Below are 20,041 nucleotides of genomic sequence, written 5' to 3'. Positions count from 1 at the left end.
TTGGTTGACGGATGCGGAGGAGGATTGTACACTTACTCTAGAAAAGGAAAGGTGGCGAAGTGTCATGGAAAGAATAGCATGGAATCAATACTTTATGGCGCAAAGCCACTTATTGGCATTGCGCAGTACATGCCAGAGACTGATGGTCGGTGCGACGATTGTCCGGGATAAGCGGATCATAGCCGGCGGGTACAATGGCAGCGTCACCGGCAGCAAGCACTGCGTCGATGAGGGCTGTTATGTCATCGATGGCCATTGTGTGCGGACGGTGCATGCAGAAATGAACGCTCTTTTACAATGTGCAAAATTCGGAGTTCCGACAGAAGGCGCGGAAATCTACGTGACACATTTTCCATGTCTGCAATGCTGCAAAGCGTTGATACAGGCAGGAATCAAAACGGTCTATTATGCAAGTGACTATAAAAATCACCCTTATGCAGTCGAACTTTTCGCTGAAGCAGGTGTCAGGACGGAGCACGTAGCGCTCGATGCGGTGGTGGTGGATACAAAACCGCAAGAAACACGTGATTTGATGGAAAGGGTCGTGGACAAGCTCAAGCAGACCGGTGATGCTGAAAGTCAGCGGCTTGCCGATGAAGCTGTGTCTCGCTATCAGCTTCCATATAAAGAACGAATATGATCGGAAGATGGCATATTGTTGCGCTGGCAGCCCTTGGGGGCATGCTGGCGCATTCCTTATCCATTGTCTTGCTGCCTGCAGTCATGATATGGCTGTCCCTCCTGTATTGTACAAAGCGGCTCCCCCTGCAGGCATTCCTCCTATCCAATATCGCCGCGCTGTTATTTTACGGCAACAGCACCCTCGGACAGCCAATTCCACATGAGCTGCCCCTGGATGAATCAATCCTGCTCACTTCCTCCATATCCGGCCTTTCTGAAACGAATGAAATGATCCGTTTCCTGGCCGAAGATCCTTCCGGTTCAGCATCGATACAAGTGACATATTTCAAACAAGACGATCAAGAAAGACTGCCTGGCTTGACAACAGGTGCGATATGTACGATGAAGGGAAGTCCCGCGCATCCCGATGCTGCCACTAATCCCGGGCAATTCGATCATCGGCATTATTTAAAGCAGCAAGGGGTCTTTTATGAGCTGGAGCTTCAAAACCTGGAGGATATCACCTGTACTGGTTCTTCTCCATTCAGCCAGCTGTCAAAGGCTCGAGCCGCGTTTTTGCACGAAGCAGGGGAGCGTCTCGATCCGGAAACCGCAGCATGGGTGCAGGCAATGATCGCCGGTGAAGACAGTAATTTAAATGAGGAAACGATCAATCTTTTTAACCGCTGGAGCCTGTCGCATATCCTGGCCATCAGCGGCATGCATATTGCATTATTTTCTGCCATTCTTCATTTTGTGCTGACGAAGCTTCAAATCCTGACGGTAGAGAAGTCCTTTTGGTTTTTGTTCATTTTCCTGGGTATATATCCAGTTTTTGCCGGAGGCGAGCCATCCGTATGGCGTTCGGCTCTGATGGTGATGCTGATCATGGTGCTGCTGCGTTTTTCGATACGGCTGCCGATCATTGACAGCATCAGTATCGTTTTTCTGCTTTTGCTTGTCCTCGATCCGCGATATTTATTTCATATCGGTTTTCAATTTTCGTTTCTGGTCAGCTTGGCGCTGCTTCTGTCTGCCCGGATTTATACTGGTTCCTTCATCAGTGCCCTGCTGGAAACAAGTTTGTTAAGCCAGCTTGTCATCCTGCCCCTGCAGGTCTCTCAATTCTACTTCCTCAATCCGCTCTCCGTTCTGATGAACCTTTTTGCCATTCCATTTTACACATTCGTCGCTATACCGCTTCTGCTTTTGATCAGTATCCTGCTCTTTCCCTGGCCGCAGGCTGCAGCTCTTCTGGGAGGGGTTTTTCGCTTTCTGAATGATATGGTGATTCGAATCATCCAATCGATAGATAGTGTGGCCTTTTATCCCTGGGTGACTGGAAAGCTGCCGATAGGACTCTCTTTGCTTTATTTTGCGGTGCTTATTTTATTCTGTTCTGCATGGGAGAAGCGCAGACGGAGAAAAGCCGTTGGGTATGGCGCCATACTTACTGCTATCCCGCTGGCAGCGGTGCTCCTGCCGTATACAAGCAGCACCGGGTATGTAACGATGCTCGATATCGGTCAAGGAGACGCATTCGTCATCGAATTGCCGTATCGGAAAGGTATATACTTCATAGATGCAGCTGGCAGTGTCGGCATGGATTTTAAACCAACGGATAAAAATTTCGAGCGAGTGATCAAGCCGTTTCTCTATGAGAGGGGCATTGCACAAGTGGATGGCATTTTCGCCAGCCATGCGGATCATGATCATATCGGCAGCATCGGCAAACTGACAAGAGAATTCCATGTGGATTGGGTGCGGACCTCGGTCTATTTTGAAAAATCCAAGATGGATGACTGGAATACAGATACAGACATAATTCCTTGGCGCTCCGGAGAACTCCTGAGGCTTCCGGGCTGGGAGGTTCAGCTGCTGGCACCTGCCAGGGATAAGGGAGATCCGAATCGAAATTCGCTTGTCATGTATACAAGGCTTGGGGGAAAGAGCTGGCTTTTTACCGGGGATATAGGCAAGGAGGAAGAAATGGAGCTCATCAGGAGTTATCCATCGTTACAGGCAGATGTACTGAAAGTCGGGCATCATGGCAGCAATACATCGACTGATCCGGATTTCCTTGCGTTTATAAAGCCAGAAACGGCTTTAATATCGGCTGGCCGCAACAATCGTTATGGTCATCCTTCCCCGGAGGTGATACAAGCTTTGGAACAGCAAAACATCCGTATCTGGCGAACAGATACGGATGGGGCTGTCGTCTATGCCTTCTCGGGGAAGACAGGCACATTTAGCCCGTTCCTCCCATAGAATACGGTAGTTATAAAAGAGGCATATGAACTTACCTCCTTGCAGCAGGTACTTACCTGGATTAGCAAGAGTTGTCACCTATAACTTGCGGGCTGACAGGTTAACCTAGAGGTAAGAAAAACACCGCTTCGTGTTACAGCCTCCGGAGCTGGCTAACAAGGGCGTTCATATAGATAAGGGGGGACATTGGGTTGTTCCCCTCTGTTTCCATCTTGCGTTTATCTCTGTTTGTCGATACGATAAACAATAGGATTACGTAGGAGTGAGAACATGTCGTATACTGACGCTTTAAAAGCAATCAAGAAAAAGGATTTTTCCCCTATATACTTACTATATGGCACGGAGTCCTATTTCATGCAGGATATAAAGGAAAAATTAGAGAAACAATTCGCCCTTTCCGATGGAACGAATGTTTCTGTTTATGACTTGGAGGAAACCCCCATCCAGGAAGTGATAGCGGATGCGGAAGAATATCCTTTCTTCAGCGAACAAAAATTGATTTTCGCTTACCATCCCTTCTTCCTGAAAGCGAAGCCGGATAAGTCGGCTGTGGATCATCGATTGGAAAGTTTGGAGCAGTATGCACAAAATCCGGCCGCTTGGACGACACTCGTTTTGCTTGCTTCCTATGAAAAGGTTGACGAACGGAAGAAAATCGTCAAGCTCATCAAGAAGACGGGACAAGCTGTCGCCTGCCAGCCAGTAAAGGAATGGGATCTATCGGAGTGGATCGGTACATTAAGCAAGGAGTATAACATCGGGCTGGAGGATACAGTGGCGGATTTGCTCATACAGGAAGCCGGCACGGATCTTGCCCTGCTGCGGGGTGAAATCGAAAAACTTGCCCTTTATGCAGGGGAGGGTAGCACCATAACCTTGGAGATGGCAGAAAAACTGGTATCCCATCAGCAGACCAGCTCGGGCTTGAAGCTAGTCGATGCCCTGATGGCAGGTGACTTGGCGAAAGCAATCTATATTTTCCACGATTTAATCAAGCTGAAGGAAGAGCCGATTGCCTTGGTAGCGCTGCTTGCTTCCCAATTCAGGACGATTCTGCATGTGAAGCTCCTGAAGCAAAAGGGTTACAATCAAGCAAAGATGGCGGAAGTGACGAAGGTCCATCCATTCGTAATCAAGCTGGCGCTGAAGCGGGAAGCTCATTTCGCCGCGGAAGAATTGAAGCATATCCTCTTCTTGGCCGCTGAAACGGATGCTGATTTGAAGCAGGGGCGTATGGAAAAGAATCTTGCCTTTGAGCTTTTGCTGCAGCAAATTGCAACTATACGGAAGAAAGCCCGGATGGTTTGATGAACCTGCCGGGCTTTTCCTATTAAAAAAACGATTCCGTATAAGGAATCGTTTTTCTTAGCATATTATGCGCCAAGAGCGTTAACTTTTTTAGTCAAGCTAGACTTCTGACGGTTTGCTTTGTTGCGGTGGATGACACCACTTTGTGCAGCTTTATCAATTTTGCTGGAAGCTGTTAGAAGCGCTTTTTTAGCAGTTTCAGCATCGTTGTTGGAAACAGCAGTTTCCACGTGTTTCACTGCAGTACGCAAGTCGCTTTTCAAAGCTTGGTTTCTTAGACGGCTATCGTTGTTTACACGAACGCGTTTAATCGCTGATTTAATATTTGCCATGTTTGTTTCACCTCCGGCACAATTCATCTTACAACAAAAGCCATTGTACCAAAGCAGAGCGATGTTTTCAACAATTCTTTTTGCTGAAGCTGTCACTTTTCGTATGATTTGCGGACAATCTGCTTATGCTAAACCTGACTTTTGTGAAAAGTGGAGGGATGGTTTTGATCAAGCAGCTGCAAGTACGGACGGATTTGGCTATCGAAGCAAAGGATATCTATACATCAAGTGAACAAAAACAGGGAACGGCAGCAGGCATTTCGGTGACGGAGAAAAAAACGGAAGGCATCACCGTCAATTATGTACAGGTGAACGAAGAAGGCGCAAAGCAGATCGGGAAGAAACCTGGCATCTATATTACGATCCATACGGAAGCAATCAAGAATCAAGATACGAAACAAGAAGAAGAAACAGCACTTGTGCTTGCCAAAGAGCTTGAACAAATGCTGGCTGAAAACAATATACCAACGGACGCGACAGGTTTGATTGTCGGACTGGGGAACTGGAATGTCACGCCGGATGCCCTTGGACCCGAAGTGATCGAGAAGATCATGGTCACCAATCATCTATTCGAGCTGCAGCCTGAATCGGTGGCGGATGGATATCGGCCCGTTTCCGCTGTATCGCCGGGGGTCATGGGAACGACAGGTATCGAGACGAGTACGCTGATCCACGGTATCATCGAGAAAACGAAGCCGGATTTCGTCATAGCGGTGGATGCTCTGGCAGCTCGTTCTGTCAGCCGGGTAAACAGTACGATCCAGCTATCCGACACTGGCATTCATCCAGGGTCCGGCGTTGGGAATAAACGGAAGGAGCTTAGCAAGGAAACATTGGGCATTCCGGTTTTCAGTATAGGTGTCCCTACTGTGGTCGATGCAGTTACGATAACGAGTGATACGATCGACTATCTTTTCAAACATTTCGGCAGGGAGTGGAAAGAAAAGGATAAACCTTCAAAAGCGCTGGTCCCTGGAGGGATGCGTTTTGGCAAAAAGGAACTGACGGAAGAGGACTTGCCGGGCGATGAACAGCGTCAGGCCATATTCGGTATGGTAGGGGGGCTTACGGAAGGGGAAAAACGCCAGCTGATTCATGAGGTGCTGACACCGCTTGGACATAATCTCATGGTGACACCAAAAGAAGTGGATGGTTTCATTGCGGATATGGCCCATGTCATTGCCGGCGGCATCAATGGAGCCTTGCACGAAAAGGTCGACCCGGCGAATCTCTCCGATTACACACGCTGATTTTTTACGGAGGTTCTACTTCAAGCTCTTCTCTCATAGATTCTAGTAGAGATCAACTAGATTCAAAAAGAGAGGAGCTTCTTTCGTGGGCAAAAAAAGGAGCGGCTATCAGCGAAAGCATTCAGGCGTACTGTTCATCTATAAGCGGACAATCATCCTCATCGGATCTGTCCTTTTCCTATTGACCGGCATAGCGGCGCTCACTACTGCCGGACCTGCATATCGGCTGTCCTCTCAGGCATTGACGGATTGGACAAGGCAGCTTGACAGCACGGTTTATTTGGACATACTAGGCAGTGAAAACAAGGTTTTCCGAAGTGTCCGGCCCGAAGAAGCTCCGCCGATCCAGCTATCCACTGTTTTCCTTCAGATGCTGACAACGATCAAACCGGATGATCCACGGACGCTCCTCGGCTCCGAGATTCCAGGTTTTTCTCTATATGAGAACCAGATAGTCATTGCCGGAGAAGGGACAAACTATACCAACTTGCCGATTGAATCCGGACAGCCGGAGCACATCATAGAGGAAGAACCTGCCCAAGAGCAAGAAGAAGAAACACCGGCCGAAGAGGAACAAAAACCAGCAGAAGATGGTAAGGAAACGGAGCCTGCACCTTCGACGGGCGAAAAAGATGTTGTCTATATCTATTATACGCACAACCAGGAGTCGTACTTGCCCTCCCTTGATGCACAGCAGCAAGAAAATGCTTATAACAAAAATGCCAATGTAACGCATGCCGGCGGGGCATTGGCAAAAAGATTGGAAGAGCTCGGCATAGGGACGATTTCGGATGAGACGGATATCGGAGCGATCCTCAATGAAAAAGGAATGGCATATCATCAGTCCTATGAAGCTTCACGGGAAGTGGTGGAGGCGGCCGTTGCGGAGCATAAAGATATTTCTTTCGTATTTGATATCCACCGGGACAGTTTGAAAAGGAAGGATACAACCAAGGAAATCGACGGTGAAACATATGCAAAAATCGTCTTTGTCGTCGGCGCGGAAAATAAAGACTATGAAAAGAATTTGAAGCTGGCAACGGATTTGCACAAAAAGATCGAAGAGGAATACCCAGGCTTGAGCCGGGGGGTCATCACCAAACAAGGGGCAGGGGTAGATGGAGTCTATAACCAGGATGTTTCGGATAAGGCAGCCCTTCTGGAAATAGGTGGCGCGGAAAATACATTGGAAGAAGCGACACGTACGGCGGAATTGTTTGCGGATATATTTGCCGACTATTACTGGGAAGCAGAAAAAGTCCAAGGGGGACAAGCGGAATGAAATATGTAGTGATTGTACTGACGATGCTGACCTTGTTTTTTGGCGGGATTCTGATCGGCATGGAGAAAGAGGATGTACAACGGGCTGATCTGCCGCCAGCAGCAGGGCAGCAGCCAGCCCCAGAACAGCAAGAAGGAGAACTGACTGCCTCGTCGACATTCGATGGTACAGGCAATGCAGCTGTAATGGAAAAAACGGCACCTGTGACGGATGAAGGCGCGGATGGATCGTTCGTGCAGCGGCTGGCCAGCGGCCTGGGAAGTATCTTCAGCGGTATCTGTTCCGGTTTCATCACAGCTGTCGAACAGCTTTCCAATGCATTGTTCGGCTGAGGCTAAGCGCTTAAAAACATTGAATAAACAAGGCGCAATTGCTATAATCAATGCTAGTTATTGTTACGGCTGCCTCCAAGTGGGCAGCTTCGGACAATTTAGGAGTGATTTTGATTGGTAGAGACGAACAGACGAAATCAGCAGCATGTGCGGAATTTCTCGATCATTGCCCACATCGATCACGGGAAGTCGACACTGGCTGACCGTATTCTGGAAAAGACGAAAGCTCTTACTGCGCGCGAGATGAAGGCGCAGTATTTGGATGCAATGGATCTGGAAAGGGAGCGAGGCATCACGATCAAGCTGAATGCGGTGCAGCTTCAGTATGAACGGGAAAATGGCGAGACATATATATTCCATTTGATAGATACACCAGGGCATGTCGATTTTACATATGAGGTATCCCGGAGCTTGGCAGCCTGCGAGGGAGCAATCCTGGTAGTGGATGCTGCCCAGGGAATCGAAGCTCAGACATTGGCCAATGTCTATTTGGCAATGGATAATGACCTGGAAATCATCCCGGTCATCAATAAGATCGATTTACCGAGTGCCGATCCCGAGAGGGTCAAGCAGGAAATCGAGGATGTCATCGGTATCGATGCAAGTGATGCAATTTTGGCATCCGCCAAAGCCGGAATAGGTATAGAAGAAATCCTTGAGGCGATCGTGGATCGTATCCCGCCGCCAAAAGGTGATGCGGAAGAACCGTTGAAAGCATTGATTTTCGACTCTTTGTATGATTCTTACCGCGGAGTCGTGGCTTATACTTGTATCAAGGAAGGCTCGGTCAAAGTAGGCGATAAAATCCGCATGATGGCGACAGGAAAAGAATTCGAAGTCAATGAAGTCGGTGTCTTCAATCCGGCACCGGTCAAAAAGGACGAGCTGGTCGTCGGGGACGTCGGTTATTTGACGGCTTCCATCAAAAATGTAAGTGATACGCGGGTCGGGGATACCATCACATTGGCTGATAATCCTGCCAGTGAGGCACTGCCGGGATATCGCCGATTGAATCCGATGGTTTATTGCGGTTTATTCCCGGTCGATGCGAACAAATACAATGACTTGAGGGAAGCACTCGAACGTCTCGAGCTGAATGACAGTTCGTTGCAATACGAAGCGGAGACATCCCAGGCGCTGGGCTTTGGATTCCGCTGTGGTTTCCTTGGTCTGCTGCATATGGAAATCATCCAGGAGCGGATCGAACGTGAATTCAATATCGATTTGATCACGACAGCACCAAGTGTTATCTACAACGTCGTCATGAATGACGGCAGCGAGATCCGAGTCGACAACCCTGCAGCTTTACCGGATGCGCAATCACGTGCGGAAGTGCAGGAGCCATACGTCAAAGCTACGATCATGGTACCGAATGATTATGTCGGTACGGTCATGGAGCTATGCCAGAAGAAACGCGGCGATTTCCAGGACATGCAGTATTTGGACGATGTCCGTGTGAATGTCGTCTACGAAATTCCGCTTTCCGAAATCGTGTACGACTTCTTCGATCAGCTGAAATCCCAAACCAAAGGGTATGCAAGCTTCGATTATGAGCTGGTAGGCTATAAGGCATCCGACCTGCAGAAAATGGATATCCTTCTGAATGGCGACACGATAGATGCATTATCCTTCATCGTACACCGTGATTTTGCTTTCGAACGCGGTAAAGCGATTGTTGAAAAGCTGAAGACACTTATACCTCGTCAGCAGTTCGAAGTACCGGTACAGGCTGCAATCGGAAATAAGATCATTGCCCGGTCCAATATCAAAGCGATGAGAAAAAACGTCCTGTCCAAATGTTATGGCGGGGACATTTCGCGTAAACGTAAATTGCTTGAGAAACAAAAAGAAGGTAAGAAGCGCATGAAGATGGTCGGTTCCGTGGAAGTGCCGCAGGAAGCATTCATGGCCATCCTGCAGATGGACGACGAATAAAAAAACAGACAACCCTTGTCCTTATCCGGCAAGGGTTTGTCATTGCGGAAGGAGGCTGCATGATGAACGAAGTGAAATCCGCGTATATCCATATACCGTTTTGTGAACAGCTCTGCCACTATTGTGATTTTACGAAGTTTTTTTACCGGGAAGATAGTGCAGATGAATATGTGGAAGCCTTGAGGAAAGAAATAGAGCACTACATCCCGAGCAGACAGCAAATGAATACGATATTTGTCGGTGGGGGCACGCCGACTGCCCTTAACATGCGGCAGCTTGAGCATGTCTTGAAAAGTGTCGACCGAGCGTTTGATGTACATGCATCCAAGGAATATACTTTTGAGGCCAATCCTGGCGATCTGACATTGGAGAAAGCGAAGCTGCTGAGAGCGTATGGTGTGGATCGCATCTCCCTTGGTGTCCAGGTGTTTGATGATCGATTGTTAGAGGCAATCGGCAGGGTCCATCGGGTGAAGCATGTATATGAAAGCCTTGACCTGCTTAAACAGGCTGGTTTTGACAATATCAGCATCGACTTGATTTATGCGCTCCCAGGACAGACTTTGGAGCAATTTGGACATACTGTGGAAGAGGCTTTGCAATTCGATTTGCCGCATTATTCCTCTTACTCGCTGCAAATCGAGCCAAAGACGGTCTTTTATCAGCGTTACAAAAAAGGGACACTGAAGAAAGCACCGGAAGAATTGGAAGCCAGCATGTACAATCTGCTGCGTGACCAAATGAAGGCGCATGGCAGACAGCAGTACGAGGTAAGCAATTTTGCGCTTCCAGGCAAGGAAAGCCAGCATAATCTGGCGTATTGGAATAATGACTTTTATTACGGCCTTGGCGCTGGGGCGCATGGCTATTTGCCGGGCCGTCGTATCATCAACATCCGCCCGCTGCCTGCTTATTTGAAGCAAGCTAATGAAAATGGCATACCTGTGCTGCATGAGGAGCCTATCGGCCGCAAAGAGCGTATCGAGGAAGAGCTATTCCTTGGCTTGCGGAAAAAATCAGGGGTGAGTAAAGCTGCATTCCTTCAAAAATTCGGTGTGGAGCTTGCCGATGTGTACCGAAAGCCGCTCGATTTGTTGATTGCCAAAGGATGGCTGATAGAAGATGACGCTCATGTTGCCATGACGGAAGATGGTTTCTTATTTGGAAATGATGTATTCCAGGAGTTCCTTTTGGACGAAGAACCAGCAAGCATTTCGAATTGACAATTTTAATAGGCTTTGTTACCTTATATGTATATTTAGCACTCGCCAAACAAGAGTGCTAATCGAGGTGATGATCATGCTGACAGAAAGACAGCTGCGTATCCTTCAGGTCATAGTCGATGATTTCATTGAAACAGCGCAGCCAATCGGCTCGCGTGCTATCTCCAATAAGCAGGATGTTGCCTATAGTGCGGCGACGATCCGTAATGATATGGCTGAACTGGAGCAGCTTGGCTTGATTGAAAAGACGCATACCTCCTCTGGAAGGGTTCCTTCCGAACGAGGCTATCGTTTCTACGTGGATCATCTACTGACACCATTTCATTTGACGCAAGAGGATACGACAGCAATCAAACAGACATTCTCTGCGAATATTCGGGAGATGGAGGAAATCGTCCAGCAGTCTGCAGCACTGTTATCGGAGCTGACCAACTATACGAGTATCATACTCGGACCCGAAATGCTGGAGACGAAGCTGAAGCATATCCAGATTCTGACTTTATCGGATTTCAGTGCGGTGATGATCCTTGTGACAGACACTGGGCATGTGGAACACAAATCTTTCCGTATACCAGATGGAATGGATCATGGCGAAATGGAAAAGGTAGTGAATATCCTCAACGACCGCTTGGCCGGTGTGCCGCTTATGATGGTGCCCGGCAGGCTGAAGGCGGAAGTGCAGGATTTGCTCAAACGGCATACTGTGCATTATGAGACTATCTTTGCTTATCTGCGTTCCTTCATGGAAACAGAGCAGCCGCTCAAGCTTTATTTCGGCGGAAAGACGAATATCCTGATGCAGCCTGATTTTCAGGACTTGAATAAGCTGCGTACCCTTTATACGATGATTGAAGAAGAAGGTGAAATGATAGCCGATCTTCTCAAGGGGGAGCAAGATGGCCTGCATGTTTCCATCGGAACGGAAAACAAGCTGGATGCGCTGCAGGATTGCAGCTTTGTGACAGCGAGTTATACAGCTGATGGCACGCATATGGGGACTGTGGCCCTGCTGGGACCCACCAGGATGGAATATTCCCGTGTGATGTCGCTGATGCATGTTTTATCGAAGAAACTGACAAGTGCATATCAGGACTGGCAGAAATGAGTTGAATATGGCTTGCTCTTTCGGCAAGCCTTTCATATAAGAGATGTTTTTCAGGAGGTGACCATCATGGCGAATGAAGAAAAAGAAAAAGTGAATGAAACCGAAGAGCAGGAAGCTGTCGAGGCAGAAGTGATCGATCAAGCTCCGGCTGAGGAATCCGAAACCAACGATGAAGGCAGTGAAAAACTAGTCCAGCTCGAACAGGAGAAAAACGAAATTTATGAGCGTCTTCTTCGTGTGCAGGCTGAGTATGACAATTTCCGCAAGCGTACGCAGAAGGAAAAAGAAGCTGCCAGCAAATATAGATCCCAAGATTTGGCGGAAGCCTTGCTTCCGGTTGTCGATAATTTGGATCGCGCTCTTCAGACTGTCCAGGATGAAGAGGCGAATAAAGGTTTTGTCGATGGTATCCGCATGGTACATCGCCAGCTATTAGAAGCTTTCGACAAACAAGGCATTGAAACAATCGAAACAGTCGGACAGCCTTTCGATCCGCATTTGCACCAAGCAGTCATGCAGGTGGAAAATGACGAATACGAACCGAATACGGTCGTACAGGAACTGCAAAAGGGCTATAAGCTGAAAGACCGTGTCATCCGGCCGGCTATGGTTCAAGTGAATCAATAAAGCACTACATATGCTTTGAAGGAGGAAAAATACAAAATGGGTAAAATCATTGGTATTGACTTAGGTACAACAAACTCTTGTGTATCCGTAATGGAAGGGGGAGAAGCGCGCGTCATCCCGAATCCGGAAGGCAACCGTACAACTCCATCCGTCGTAGCTTTCAAAAATGGGGAAAGACAAATCGGTGAAGTGGCGAAGCGTCAGGCAATCACGAACCCGAACACGATCCAATCCATCAAACGTCATATGGGTACGGATTACAAAGTGGAAATCGAGGGTAAAGCCTACACACCTCAAGAAATTTCTGCAATCATCCTGCAGTACATCAAATCCTTCGCTGAAGATTATCTAGGCGAAACTGTGGATAAAGCAGTCATCACGGTTCCTGCATACTTCAACGATGCAGAGCGCCAAGCAACGAAAGATGCTGGTAAGATTGCCGGTCTTGAAGTGGAACGTATCATCAACGAGCCGACAGCGGCAGCACTTGCATATGGTATCAATACAGAAGAAGATCAAACAATCCTTGTTTATGACCTTGGTGGGGGTACTTTCGACGTTTCCATCCTGGATATCGGCGATGGCACATTCGAAGTGGTTTCCACTGCTGGTGACAACCGTCTTGGCGGTGATGACTTCGACCAAGTGATCATCGATCATCTTGTGGCTGAATTCAAGAAAGAAAACGGCATCGACCTTTCCAAAGATAAAATGGCAATGCAGCGTTTGAAAGATGCAGCAGAAAAAGCGAAGAAGGATCTTTCCGGTGTCACGCAGACACAGATTTCCCTTCCGTTCATCACTGCCGGTGCAGAAGGTCCGCTTCACTTGGAGCTTTCTCTATCCCGTGCGAAATTCGATGAGCTTTCAGCTGATTTGGTAGAACGTACAATGGGACCTACTCGTCAAGCACTTCGCGATGCTGATCTTTCTGCCAGCGAAATTGACAAAGTCATCCTGGTCGGTGGTTCCACTCGTATTCCGGCTGTTGTGGAAGCAATCAAAAAAGAAACTGGCAAAGAGCCTTCTAAAGGCGTCAACCCGGATGAAGTGGTTGCACTTGGTGCTGCAATCCAGGGCGGTGTCTTGCAGGGTGATGTCAAAGACGTCGTGCTTCTTGACGTAACACCGCTTTCCTTGGGTATCGAAACAATGGGCGGCGTGTTCACGAAATTGATCGAACGCAACACGACAATCCCGACAAGCGCATCCCAAGTATTCTCTACAGCTGCTGACAATCAGCCTTCTGTAGACATTCACGTACTTCAAGGGGAACGTGAGATGGCAGCGGACAACAAAACGCTCGGCCGCTTCCAATTGTCCGATATTCCGCCGGCACCACGCGGTGTACCGCAAATCGAAGTAAGCTTCGATATCGACTCGAACGGTATCGTAAACGTACGTGCAAAAGATCTTGGCACAAACAAAGAGCAATCCATCACAATCAAATCTTCCTCAGGTCTTTCTGACGAAGAAGTGGAAAAAATGGTTAAAGAAGCGGAAGAAAACGCAGAAGAAGATAAAAAACGCCGCGAAGAAGTAGATCTTCGCAATGAAGCAGATCAGCTTATCTTCCAAACAGACAAAACGCTGAAAGACTTGGCTGACAATGTCTCCGAAGAAGATAAACAAAAAGCTGAAACAGCAAAAGAAGAACTGAAAAAAGCATTGGAAGGTTCCGACATCGAAGATATCAAAGCGAAGAAGGACGCACTTTCCGAGCAAGTTCAAGCTTTGTCTGTAAAATTGTATGAGCAAGCAGCACAGGCTCAGCAAGCACAAGGTGCAGAAAAAGCGGACGATGATGTCGTGGATGCTGATTTCTCAGAAGTGAACGACGACGATAAAAAATAAGCTTATATGCAATAATTAGTGACACCCGACAAGTCAAAGCCTGCTCTCCAGCGGCTTTGACTTGTTACATGTTAAGAGCATTTGATGCCTGTACGGCTTAATGGTATGATAAAATTTATGTAAAAGAGAGAGTCGGGAGAGTGATTGTCAGTGAGTAAGCGGGATTACTACGATGTGCTCGGTGTCGGAAAAGACGCTTCCAAGGAAGAAATCAAAAAAGCATATCGTAAACTTGCGCGCAAATACCACCCAGATGTGAACAAGGCTGAAGATGCAGCCGATAAGTTCAAGGAAGCAAAAGAAGCATATGAAGTGCTCGGAAATGAACAAAAGCGTGCCCAGTACGATCAATTCGGCCATGCTGGTCCGCAGAGCCAGGGCTTCGGTGGTGCCGGAGCACAGGATTTTGGCGGATTTGGCGACATTTTCGATATGTTCTTTGGCGGTGGTGCGCGGCGCCAGGATCCGAATGCACCCCGTCAAGGTGCGGATTTGCAATATACCATGACGCTTAAGTTTGAAGAAGCGATCTTTGGGAAAGAAACAGATATCGAGATACCGAAGGAAGAAGAATGTGATACATGCCATGGTTCAGGGGCAAAGCCAGGCACCCAGCCGAAAACTTGTACACACTGTAACGGAAGCGGCCAGCTCAATGTGGAACAGAACACACCGTTCGGCCGCGTAGTGAATCGACGTGTATGTAATACATGTAACGGAACAGGTAAGATCATTCCGGATAAATGTAATACATGCGGTGGGTCCGGCCGAGTGCGCAAACGCAATAAAATCCACATCAAAATCCCTGCAGGTATTGACGATGGCCAGCAGATCCGTGTGTCAGGAAAAGGGGAAGCCGGTGTCAACGGAGGGCCTCCGGGAGATTTGTATGTAGTCATCCAAGTGCGCAGCCATGAGTTCTTTGACCGCGATGGCGACAATATTTATTGTGAAATGCCGATAACGTTCGCTCAGGCTGCGCTCGGGGATGAATTGGAAGTACCGACAGTCCACGGGGCAGTGAAGCTTAAAATCCCTGCCGGCACCCAGACTGGCCGGACATTCCGTCTCAAGGGCAAGGGTTCGCCGAATGTTCGCGGATATGGTCAAGGGGATCAGCATGTCAAAATCCGCGTCGTGACACCGACGAACTTGACCGACCGCCAGAAGGAGCTCCTGCGCGAATTGAACGATATCAGCGGGAACGACCCGGCTGATGAGCAGCATGACAACATCTTTACACGTATGAAACGTGCGTTCAAGGGTGAGTCTTAATAAAAGGAGTGAACGAGTGCGTGAAATGGGCAGAGCTGTGTATCCATACGACAAATGAAGCGATCGAGCCGATTTCGAATATCCTGCATGAAGCAGGGGCTAGCGGTGTCGTGATCCAGGACCCGGAGGATCTGGTAAAAGATCATAAAACGACATTTGGTGAAATCTACGAACTGAACCCGGACGATTATCCGGCAGAAGGCATTTTCATCAAGGCATATTTGCCTTTGAACAGTTTCCTGAATGAATCGGTGAATGAAATCAAGGCTGCAATATCCAATCTGAGCGAATACCAGATTGATATAGGTGCCAATGAAGTATCAGTCAGTGAAGTGGATGAAGAAGATTGGTCCACTGCCTGGAAAAAATATTACAAGCCTGTGAAGATCTCAGAAAAGTTCACTATCATCCCGACATGGGAAGATTATACACCGGTTGCAAGTGATGAAGTGATCATGGAACTCGACCCTGGGATGGCTTTTGGGACGGGAACACATCCGACGACTGTATTGAGTGTCCAGGCGATCGAACGTTTTGTGAAAAAAGGCGACATCGTCATCGATGTGGGATCTGGTTCCGGGGTCCTTAGCATTGCTGCAGTTCTGCTTGGTGCAGAGCATGTACATGCATTCGATCTGGATGAAGTCGCGGTGAACAGTACGAAAATCAATGCAGAACTCAACCAAGCTGCCGACCGCATCACTGCCCGGCCGAATAACTTGCTTGAAGGCGTGGAGGTGGAAGCGGATGTCATCGTCTCGAATATCCTGGCTGAAATCATCCTGAAATTCACAGATGATGCTTATAAATTGATCAAACCAGGCGGTCTGTTCATTACAAGCGGCATTATCAGCCAAAAGAAAAATGAAGTGAAAGAGGCCTTGACAGCTTCGGGTTTTGATATTGTCGAAGTAAATGAAATGGAAGATTGGGTCGCCATCATTGCAAAGAAGAAATAAGGCAGAGGTGAAAGGATGCAGCGCTATTTCGTAGAAGCTGCCAATTGGCAGGATGACCGGATTATGCTGGACGGACAGGATGCGCATCATATCAATCGCGTGATGCGGATGAAGCCAGGCGATGAAATCATCTGTGTCGATCCAAAGGGGCGTGCAGCAATATGCAAGATCGCTGAGCTGTCATCGGAACATGTCACTGTCTGCGTTTCTGAAAATGTCGACAATGATACGGAAATGCCGGTAACAGTAACAATTGCCCAGGGTCTGCCAAAAGGCGATAAACTGGAATGGATCGTGCAGAAGGGAACGGAATTGGGAGCGGCTGGATTCATTCCTTTCCAAGCTGCCAGGTCCGTTGTAAAATGGGATGAGAAAAAGAAAGACAAAAAGCGGATCAGGCTTGAAAAAATAGCCAAAGAAGCAGCGGAGCAGTCCAGTCGCCTGAGCATTCCGGCAGTCGAAGATGTGCAATCCTTTCAAGAGCTGCTTGACAGCAGCGATACATATAAGCATAAATTGTTCGCTTATGAGGAAGCGGCAAAAGGATTGAAGGCAGAACCGCTTCGTTCCGTATTTGAGCGTATTTCGCCATCAGACAATGTGCTTGTCGTAATTGGGCCAGAGGGCGGATTCAGTGATTCAGAAGCAGATGCGCTTCGGAACGCAGGTTTTGCACCTATAAGGCTTGGGCCTCGTATTTTGCGCACCGAAACCGCTCCCTTGTATATGTTGGCTAGTCTATCGTACCATTTTGAAGAATGAGGTGTTTTTTCATGCCTACAGTGGCATTCCATACATTAGGTTGTAAAGTGAACCATTATGAGACGGAAGGTATTTGGCAGAAGTTCAAGGCCCAAGGCTATGAGCGGGTCGATTTTGACCATCAGTCCGATGTTTATGTCATCAATACGTGTACCGTCACCAATACAGGTGATAAAAAAAGCCGCCAGATCATCCGGCGGGCAGTACGTAAAAATCCTGACGGGGTCATTTGCGTCACAGGCTGTTATGCGCAGACTTCACCTGGTGAAATCATGGAGATTCCGGGAGTCGACATCGTGGTAGGCACGCAAGGCCGTGATAAGATGATCGAGCATATCGAGGAGTTCAAGAAGACCAAGGAACCGATCAATGGCGTTTCCAACATCATGAAGAATCGCGTCTTCGAGGAAATGGATGTGCCCGCTTTCACCGATCGCACCCGTGCGTCCTTGAAGATACAAGAAGGCTGCAATAATTTCTGTACCTTCTGTATCATTCCTTGGTCCCGTGGGCTTCTGCGTTCCCGTAAGCCGGAGGACGTGATGAAGCAAGCACAGCAGCTGGTGGACGCCGGCTATAAGGAAATCGTCCTTACCGGGATCCATACAGCAGGCTATGGGGAAGACATGCAGGATTACAATTTCGCAAAATTGCTTCGCGAATTGGAAACGAATGTCCGCGGACTGAAAAGGATCCGGATTTCATCCATTGAAGCAAGTCAGATTACGGATGAGGTCATCCAAGTGCTGGATGAATCGGAAAAGATAGTCCGTCATCTGCATATACCGCTCCAGTCCGGTTCGGATTCCGTCTTGAAACGGATGCGCCGTAAATACTCAACTGACTTTTACCGCAGCAAGATCGAAAAAGTCAAGAAAGCTTTACCTGACCTTGCCATTACCAGTGACGTGATCGTAGGCTTCCCAGGAGAGACAGAAGAGGAATTCATGGAAACGTACCGTTTCATACAGGAAATCGGCTATAGCGAACTCCATGTCTTCCCTTATTCGAAGCGTACCGGGACACCTGCTGCGCGTATGGCTGATCAAGTCGATGAAGAAATCAAGAATGAGCGTGTGCACCGCTTGATCACGCTTTCCGATCAGCAAGCAAAAGAATATGCATCACGCTTCGAGAATGAAGTGCTCGAAGTCATTCCGGAAGAACTGTATGATGAAAAAGAATCCGATTCTTTGTATGTCGGATATACGGATAACTATTTGAAGGTGAAATTCGAGGCAACACCGGATATGATCGGGAAGATCGTGCGTGTGAAATTGACAAAAGCCGGCTATCCGTATAACGAAGGTCAATTCGTCCGTGTCATGGATGACGCAGAAGCAAGTGTCACTATCTAAATTGATTACAAAAGGAGTCATCTCTCTTGGAAAATATCGCAGCATATATTGATCACACATTATTAAAGCCGGATGCAACAAAGGAACAGATCGATGTGATCGTCAAGGAAGCGGCCACGCATAAATTTGCTTCTGTCTGTGTTAATCCGTACTGGGTATCTCATTGCGTACAGCAGCTTAAAGATACGGGTGTGAAGGTTTGCACCGTCATCGGATTCCCGCTTGGTGCATCCACAACTGCAGTCAAAGCTTTGGAAACAAAGGATGCGATTGAGAAAGGTGCAGGGGAGATCGATATGGTCATCAACATCGGCGCTTTGAAGTCAGGCGATTTGGCGACTGTGGAGGAGGATATCCGTGCAGTAGTCCAAGCAGCTGCAGGAGTATTGACAAAAGTGATCATCGAAACCTCCTTGCTTACCGAGGAAGAAAAAGTGACTGCATGTGAACTTGCAGTCAAAGCCGGAGCCGATTTCGTCAAAACCTCAACCGGTTTTTCCGGCGGCGGTGCAACAGTGGAAGATATCCGTCTGATGCGCAAGACTGTCGGACCTGAAATCGGAGTGAAGGCTTCCGGCGGTGTACGCGACCGGGAAGCGACACTTGCCATGATCGAAGCAGGTGCTACCCGTATCGGTGCAAGTGCCGGTGTCCAGATCATCAAGGGACAGGCAGGCAGCAGCGATTATTGATTAAGTTATTTGTGAAAGGTGCAGGTTTCTGCACCTTTCTATTGACCAGGTTTTAGCATTATATTATAATGAGCAAAGACATATGCAGCAGTGCATATGAGATAGCACATTGTTGTATGCTTCGGAGGGAGGGAAATTAGCATGTCAAACACTACTCGCGTTCGCAAAAACGAGTCTCTTGAAGATGCTCTTCGTCGCTTTAAGCGCACAGTTTCTAAAAGCGGTACTCTATCTGAATACCGTAAGCGTGAATTTTACGAAAAACCTAGTGTACGTCGCAAGAAAAAATCTGAGGCGGCTAGAAAGCGTAAGTAAGCAAAGAGGGTGCAAAGAGATATGTCATTAACAGAACGTCTGAACCAGGATATGAAGACTGCGATGAAAGCAAAGGATAAGGAGACGCTCAGCGTCATCCGTATGGTGAAAGCCGCCCTGCAGAATGAAGCAATTCGTACTGGTAATGACACGCTGTCAGAAGATGAAGAACTTACCGTTTTATCCCGTGAGGTAAAACAACGAAAAGATTCCCTCCAAGAATTCCAAGAAGCTGGACGCGATGATCTTGTTCAGAAGCTTGAAGCGGAGCTTCAGGTTCTGAATGATTATTTGCCGGAACAGCTTTCGGAAGAAGAACTTGAAGACATTATTAAACAGACCATCGCGGAAGTAGGCGCTACTTCCAAGAAAGATATGGGCTCAGTGATGGGCGCTGTCATGCCGAAAGTAAAAGGCAAAACCGATGGATCTTTAGTTAATAAAATCGTGAATAAGCACTTGTCTTAACTGATAGTCATATGAATATCTGAAGCGAAAATCCCAATCATCATCTGATTGGGATTTTCGCTTTTTTATTGATAT

At 47.8% G+C, this 20,041-nt stretch carries 19 protein-coding genes; 18 read left to right on the top strand and 1 reads right to left on the bottom strand.

Annotated elements, in window-relative coordinates:
• The first annotated feature begins 64 nt into the window (after positions 1 to 64).
• From CHH53_RS07315 to holA, 3 genes are all read left to right on the top strand, one after another.
• Entirely contained in the window at positions 65 to 640 is a 576-nt protein-coding gene (locus tag CHH53_RS07315; protein WP_095215472.1) for a ComE operon protein 2, read from the top strand.
• Positions 637 to 2,889 (top strand): DNA internalization-related competence protein ComEC/Rec2, encoded by a 2,253-nt coding sequence (locus tag CHH53_RS07310; RefSeq protein WP_095215471.1) that lies wholly within the window; start codon positions 637 to 639, stop codon positions 2,887 to 2,889. Before CHH53_RS07315 ends, CHH53_RS07310 begins: the two co-directional genes overlap by 4 nt.
• Before the next feature lie 270 nt (positions 2,890 to 3,159).
• Positions 3,160 to 4,197 carry a DNA polymerase III subunit delta gene (gene holA / locus CHH53_RS07305; protein WP_095215470.1) on the top strand — a complete coding sequence of 346 codons (1,038 nt, stop codon included), beginning with the start codon at positions 3,160 to 3,162 and terminating at the stop codon, positions 4,195 to 4,197.
• Between the two features lie 65 nt (positions 4,198 to 4,262).
• Here the strand turns inward: holA and rpsT are convergent, their stop codons facing one another.
• Positions 4,263 to 4,529, bottom strand: coding sequence for a 30S ribosomal protein S20 (gene rpsT, locus CHH53_RS07300; protein ID WP_095215469.1), 267 nt, complete (start codon positions 4,527 to 4,529; stop codon positions 4,263 to 4,265).
• Between the two features lie 158 nt (positions 4,530 to 4,687).
• Here rpsT and gpr point away from each other — a divergent pair, with 158 nt between their 5' ends.
• From gpr to CHH53_RS07225, 15 genes are all read left to right on the top strand, one after another.
• A complete protein-coding gene (gene gpr / locus CHH53_RS07295; protein WP_095215468.1) occupies positions 4,688 to 5,779 on the top strand; it encodes a GPR endopeptidase in 1,092 nt (363 codons plus the stop codon).
• 85 nt (positions 5,780 to 5,864) lie between these two features.
• Positions 5,865 to 7,061 (top strand): stage II sporulation protein P, encoded by a 1,197-nt coding sequence (spoIIP, locus tag CHH53_RS07290; RefSeq protein WP_233134932.1) that lies wholly within the window; start codon positions 5,865 to 5,867, stop codon positions 7,059 to 7,061.
• On the top strand, positions 7,058 to 7,393 hold the full coding sequence (locus CHH53_RS07285; RefSeq protein WP_095215467.1) for a hypothetical protein: 336 nt from the start codon (positions 7,058 to 7,060) through the stop codon (positions 7,391 to 7,393). Before spoIIP ends, CHH53_RS07285 begins: the two co-directional genes overlap by 4 nt.
• A gap of 114 nt (positions 7,394 to 7,507) precedes the next feature.
• Positions 7,508 to 9,328, top strand: a complete 1,821-nt coding sequence (gene lepA, locus CHH53_RS07280; RefSeq protein WP_095215466.1) for a translation elongation factor 4 — start codon at positions 7,508 to 7,510, stop codon at positions 9,326 to 9,328.
• A gap of 62 nt (positions 9,329 to 9,390) precedes the next feature.
• A complete protein-coding gene (hemW, locus tag CHH53_RS07275) occupies positions 9,391 to 10,551 on the top strand; it encodes a radical SAM family heme chaperone HemW (RefSeq protein ID WP_095215465.1) in 1,161 nt (386 codons plus the stop codon).
• 76 nt (positions 10,552 to 10,627) lie between these two features.
• Positions 10,628 to 11,656 carry a heat-inducible transcriptional repressor HrcA gene (hrcA, locus tag CHH53_RS07270; RefSeq protein WP_095215563.1) on the top strand — a complete coding sequence of 343 codons (1,029 nt, stop codon included), beginning with the start codon at positions 10,628 to 10,630 and terminating at the stop codon, positions 11,654 to 11,656.
• A gap of 66 nt (positions 11,657 to 11,722) precedes the next feature.
• Positions 11,723 to 12,283 carry a nucleotide exchange factor GrpE gene (gene grpE, locus CHH53_RS07265; RefSeq protein ID WP_095215464.1) on the top strand — a complete coding sequence of 187 codons (561 nt, stop codon included), beginning with the start codon at positions 11,723 to 11,725 and terminating at the stop codon, positions 12,281 to 12,283.
• 36 nt (positions 12,284 to 12,319) lie between these two features.
• Positions 12,320 to 14,137, top strand: a complete 1,818-nt coding sequence (gene dnaK, locus CHH53_RS07260) for a molecular chaperone DnaK (RefSeq protein WP_095215463.1) — start codon at positions 12,320 to 12,322, stop codon at positions 14,135 to 14,137.
• Between the two features lie 150 nt (positions 14,138 to 14,287).
• Positions 14,288 to 15,412: a molecular chaperone DnaJ gene (gene dnaJ, locus CHH53_RS07255; protein ID WP_095215462.1), complete on the top strand. Its 1,125-nt coding sequence runs from the start codon at positions 14,288 to 14,290 to the stop codon at positions 15,410 to 15,412.
• Between the two features lie 20 nt (positions 15,413 to 15,432).
• Positions 15,433 to 16,371 carry a 50S ribosomal protein L11 methyltransferase gene (prmA, locus tag CHH53_RS07250; RefSeq protein WP_095215461.1) on the top strand — a complete coding sequence of 313 codons (939 nt, stop codon included), beginning with the start codon at positions 15,433 to 15,435 and terminating at the stop codon, positions 16,369 to 16,371.
• 15 nt (positions 16,372 to 16,386) lie between these two features.
• Entirely contained in the window at positions 16,387 to 17,133 is a 747-nt protein-coding gene (locus tag CHH53_RS07245) for a 16S rRNA (uracil(1498)-N(3))-methyltransferase (RefSeq protein ID WP_095215460.1), read from the top strand.
• Between the two features lie 11 nt (positions 17,134 to 17,144).
• The gene (mtaB, locus tag CHH53_RS07240; RefSeq protein ID WP_095215459.1) at positions 17,145 to 18,491 is read left to right on the top strand and encodes a tRNA (N(6)-L-threonylcarbamoyladenosine(37)-C(2))-methylthiotransferase MtaB; all 1,347 of its coding nucleotides are present in this window, start codon (positions 17,145 to 17,147) and stop codon (positions 18,489 to 18,491) included.
• Positions 18,492 to 18,517: 26 nt separating this feature from the next.
• On the top strand, positions 18,518 to 19,183 hold the full coding sequence (deoC, locus tag CHH53_RS07235) for a deoxyribose-phosphate aldolase (protein WP_095215458.1): 666 nt from the start codon (positions 18,518 to 18,520) through the stop codon (positions 19,181 to 19,183).
• A 141-nt stretch (positions 19,184 to 19,324) separates the two neighbouring features.
• Entirely contained in the window at positions 19,325 to 19,498 is a 174-nt protein-coding gene (rpsU, locus tag CHH53_RS07230; RefSeq protein WP_077308578.1) for a 30S ribosomal protein S21, read from the top strand.
• A gap of 21 nt (positions 19,499 to 19,519) precedes the next feature.
• Complete coding sequence (locus CHH53_RS07225; protein WP_095215457.1) at positions 19,520 to 19,966, top strand: GatB/YqeY domain-containing protein; 447 nt, start codon at positions 19,520 to 19,522, stop codon at positions 19,964 to 19,966.
• Positions 19,967 to 20,041 lie beyond the last annotated feature (75 nt).

Origin of the sequence: Terribacillus sp. 7520-G (assembly GCF_002271665.1) — a bacterium.
Lineage (GTDB): Bacteria > Bacillota > Bacilli > Bacillales > Amphibacillaceae > Terribacillus.
Note: the sequence above shows the minus strand (reverse complement) of the source record. Positions and strands in the feature narration are given on the sequence as shown.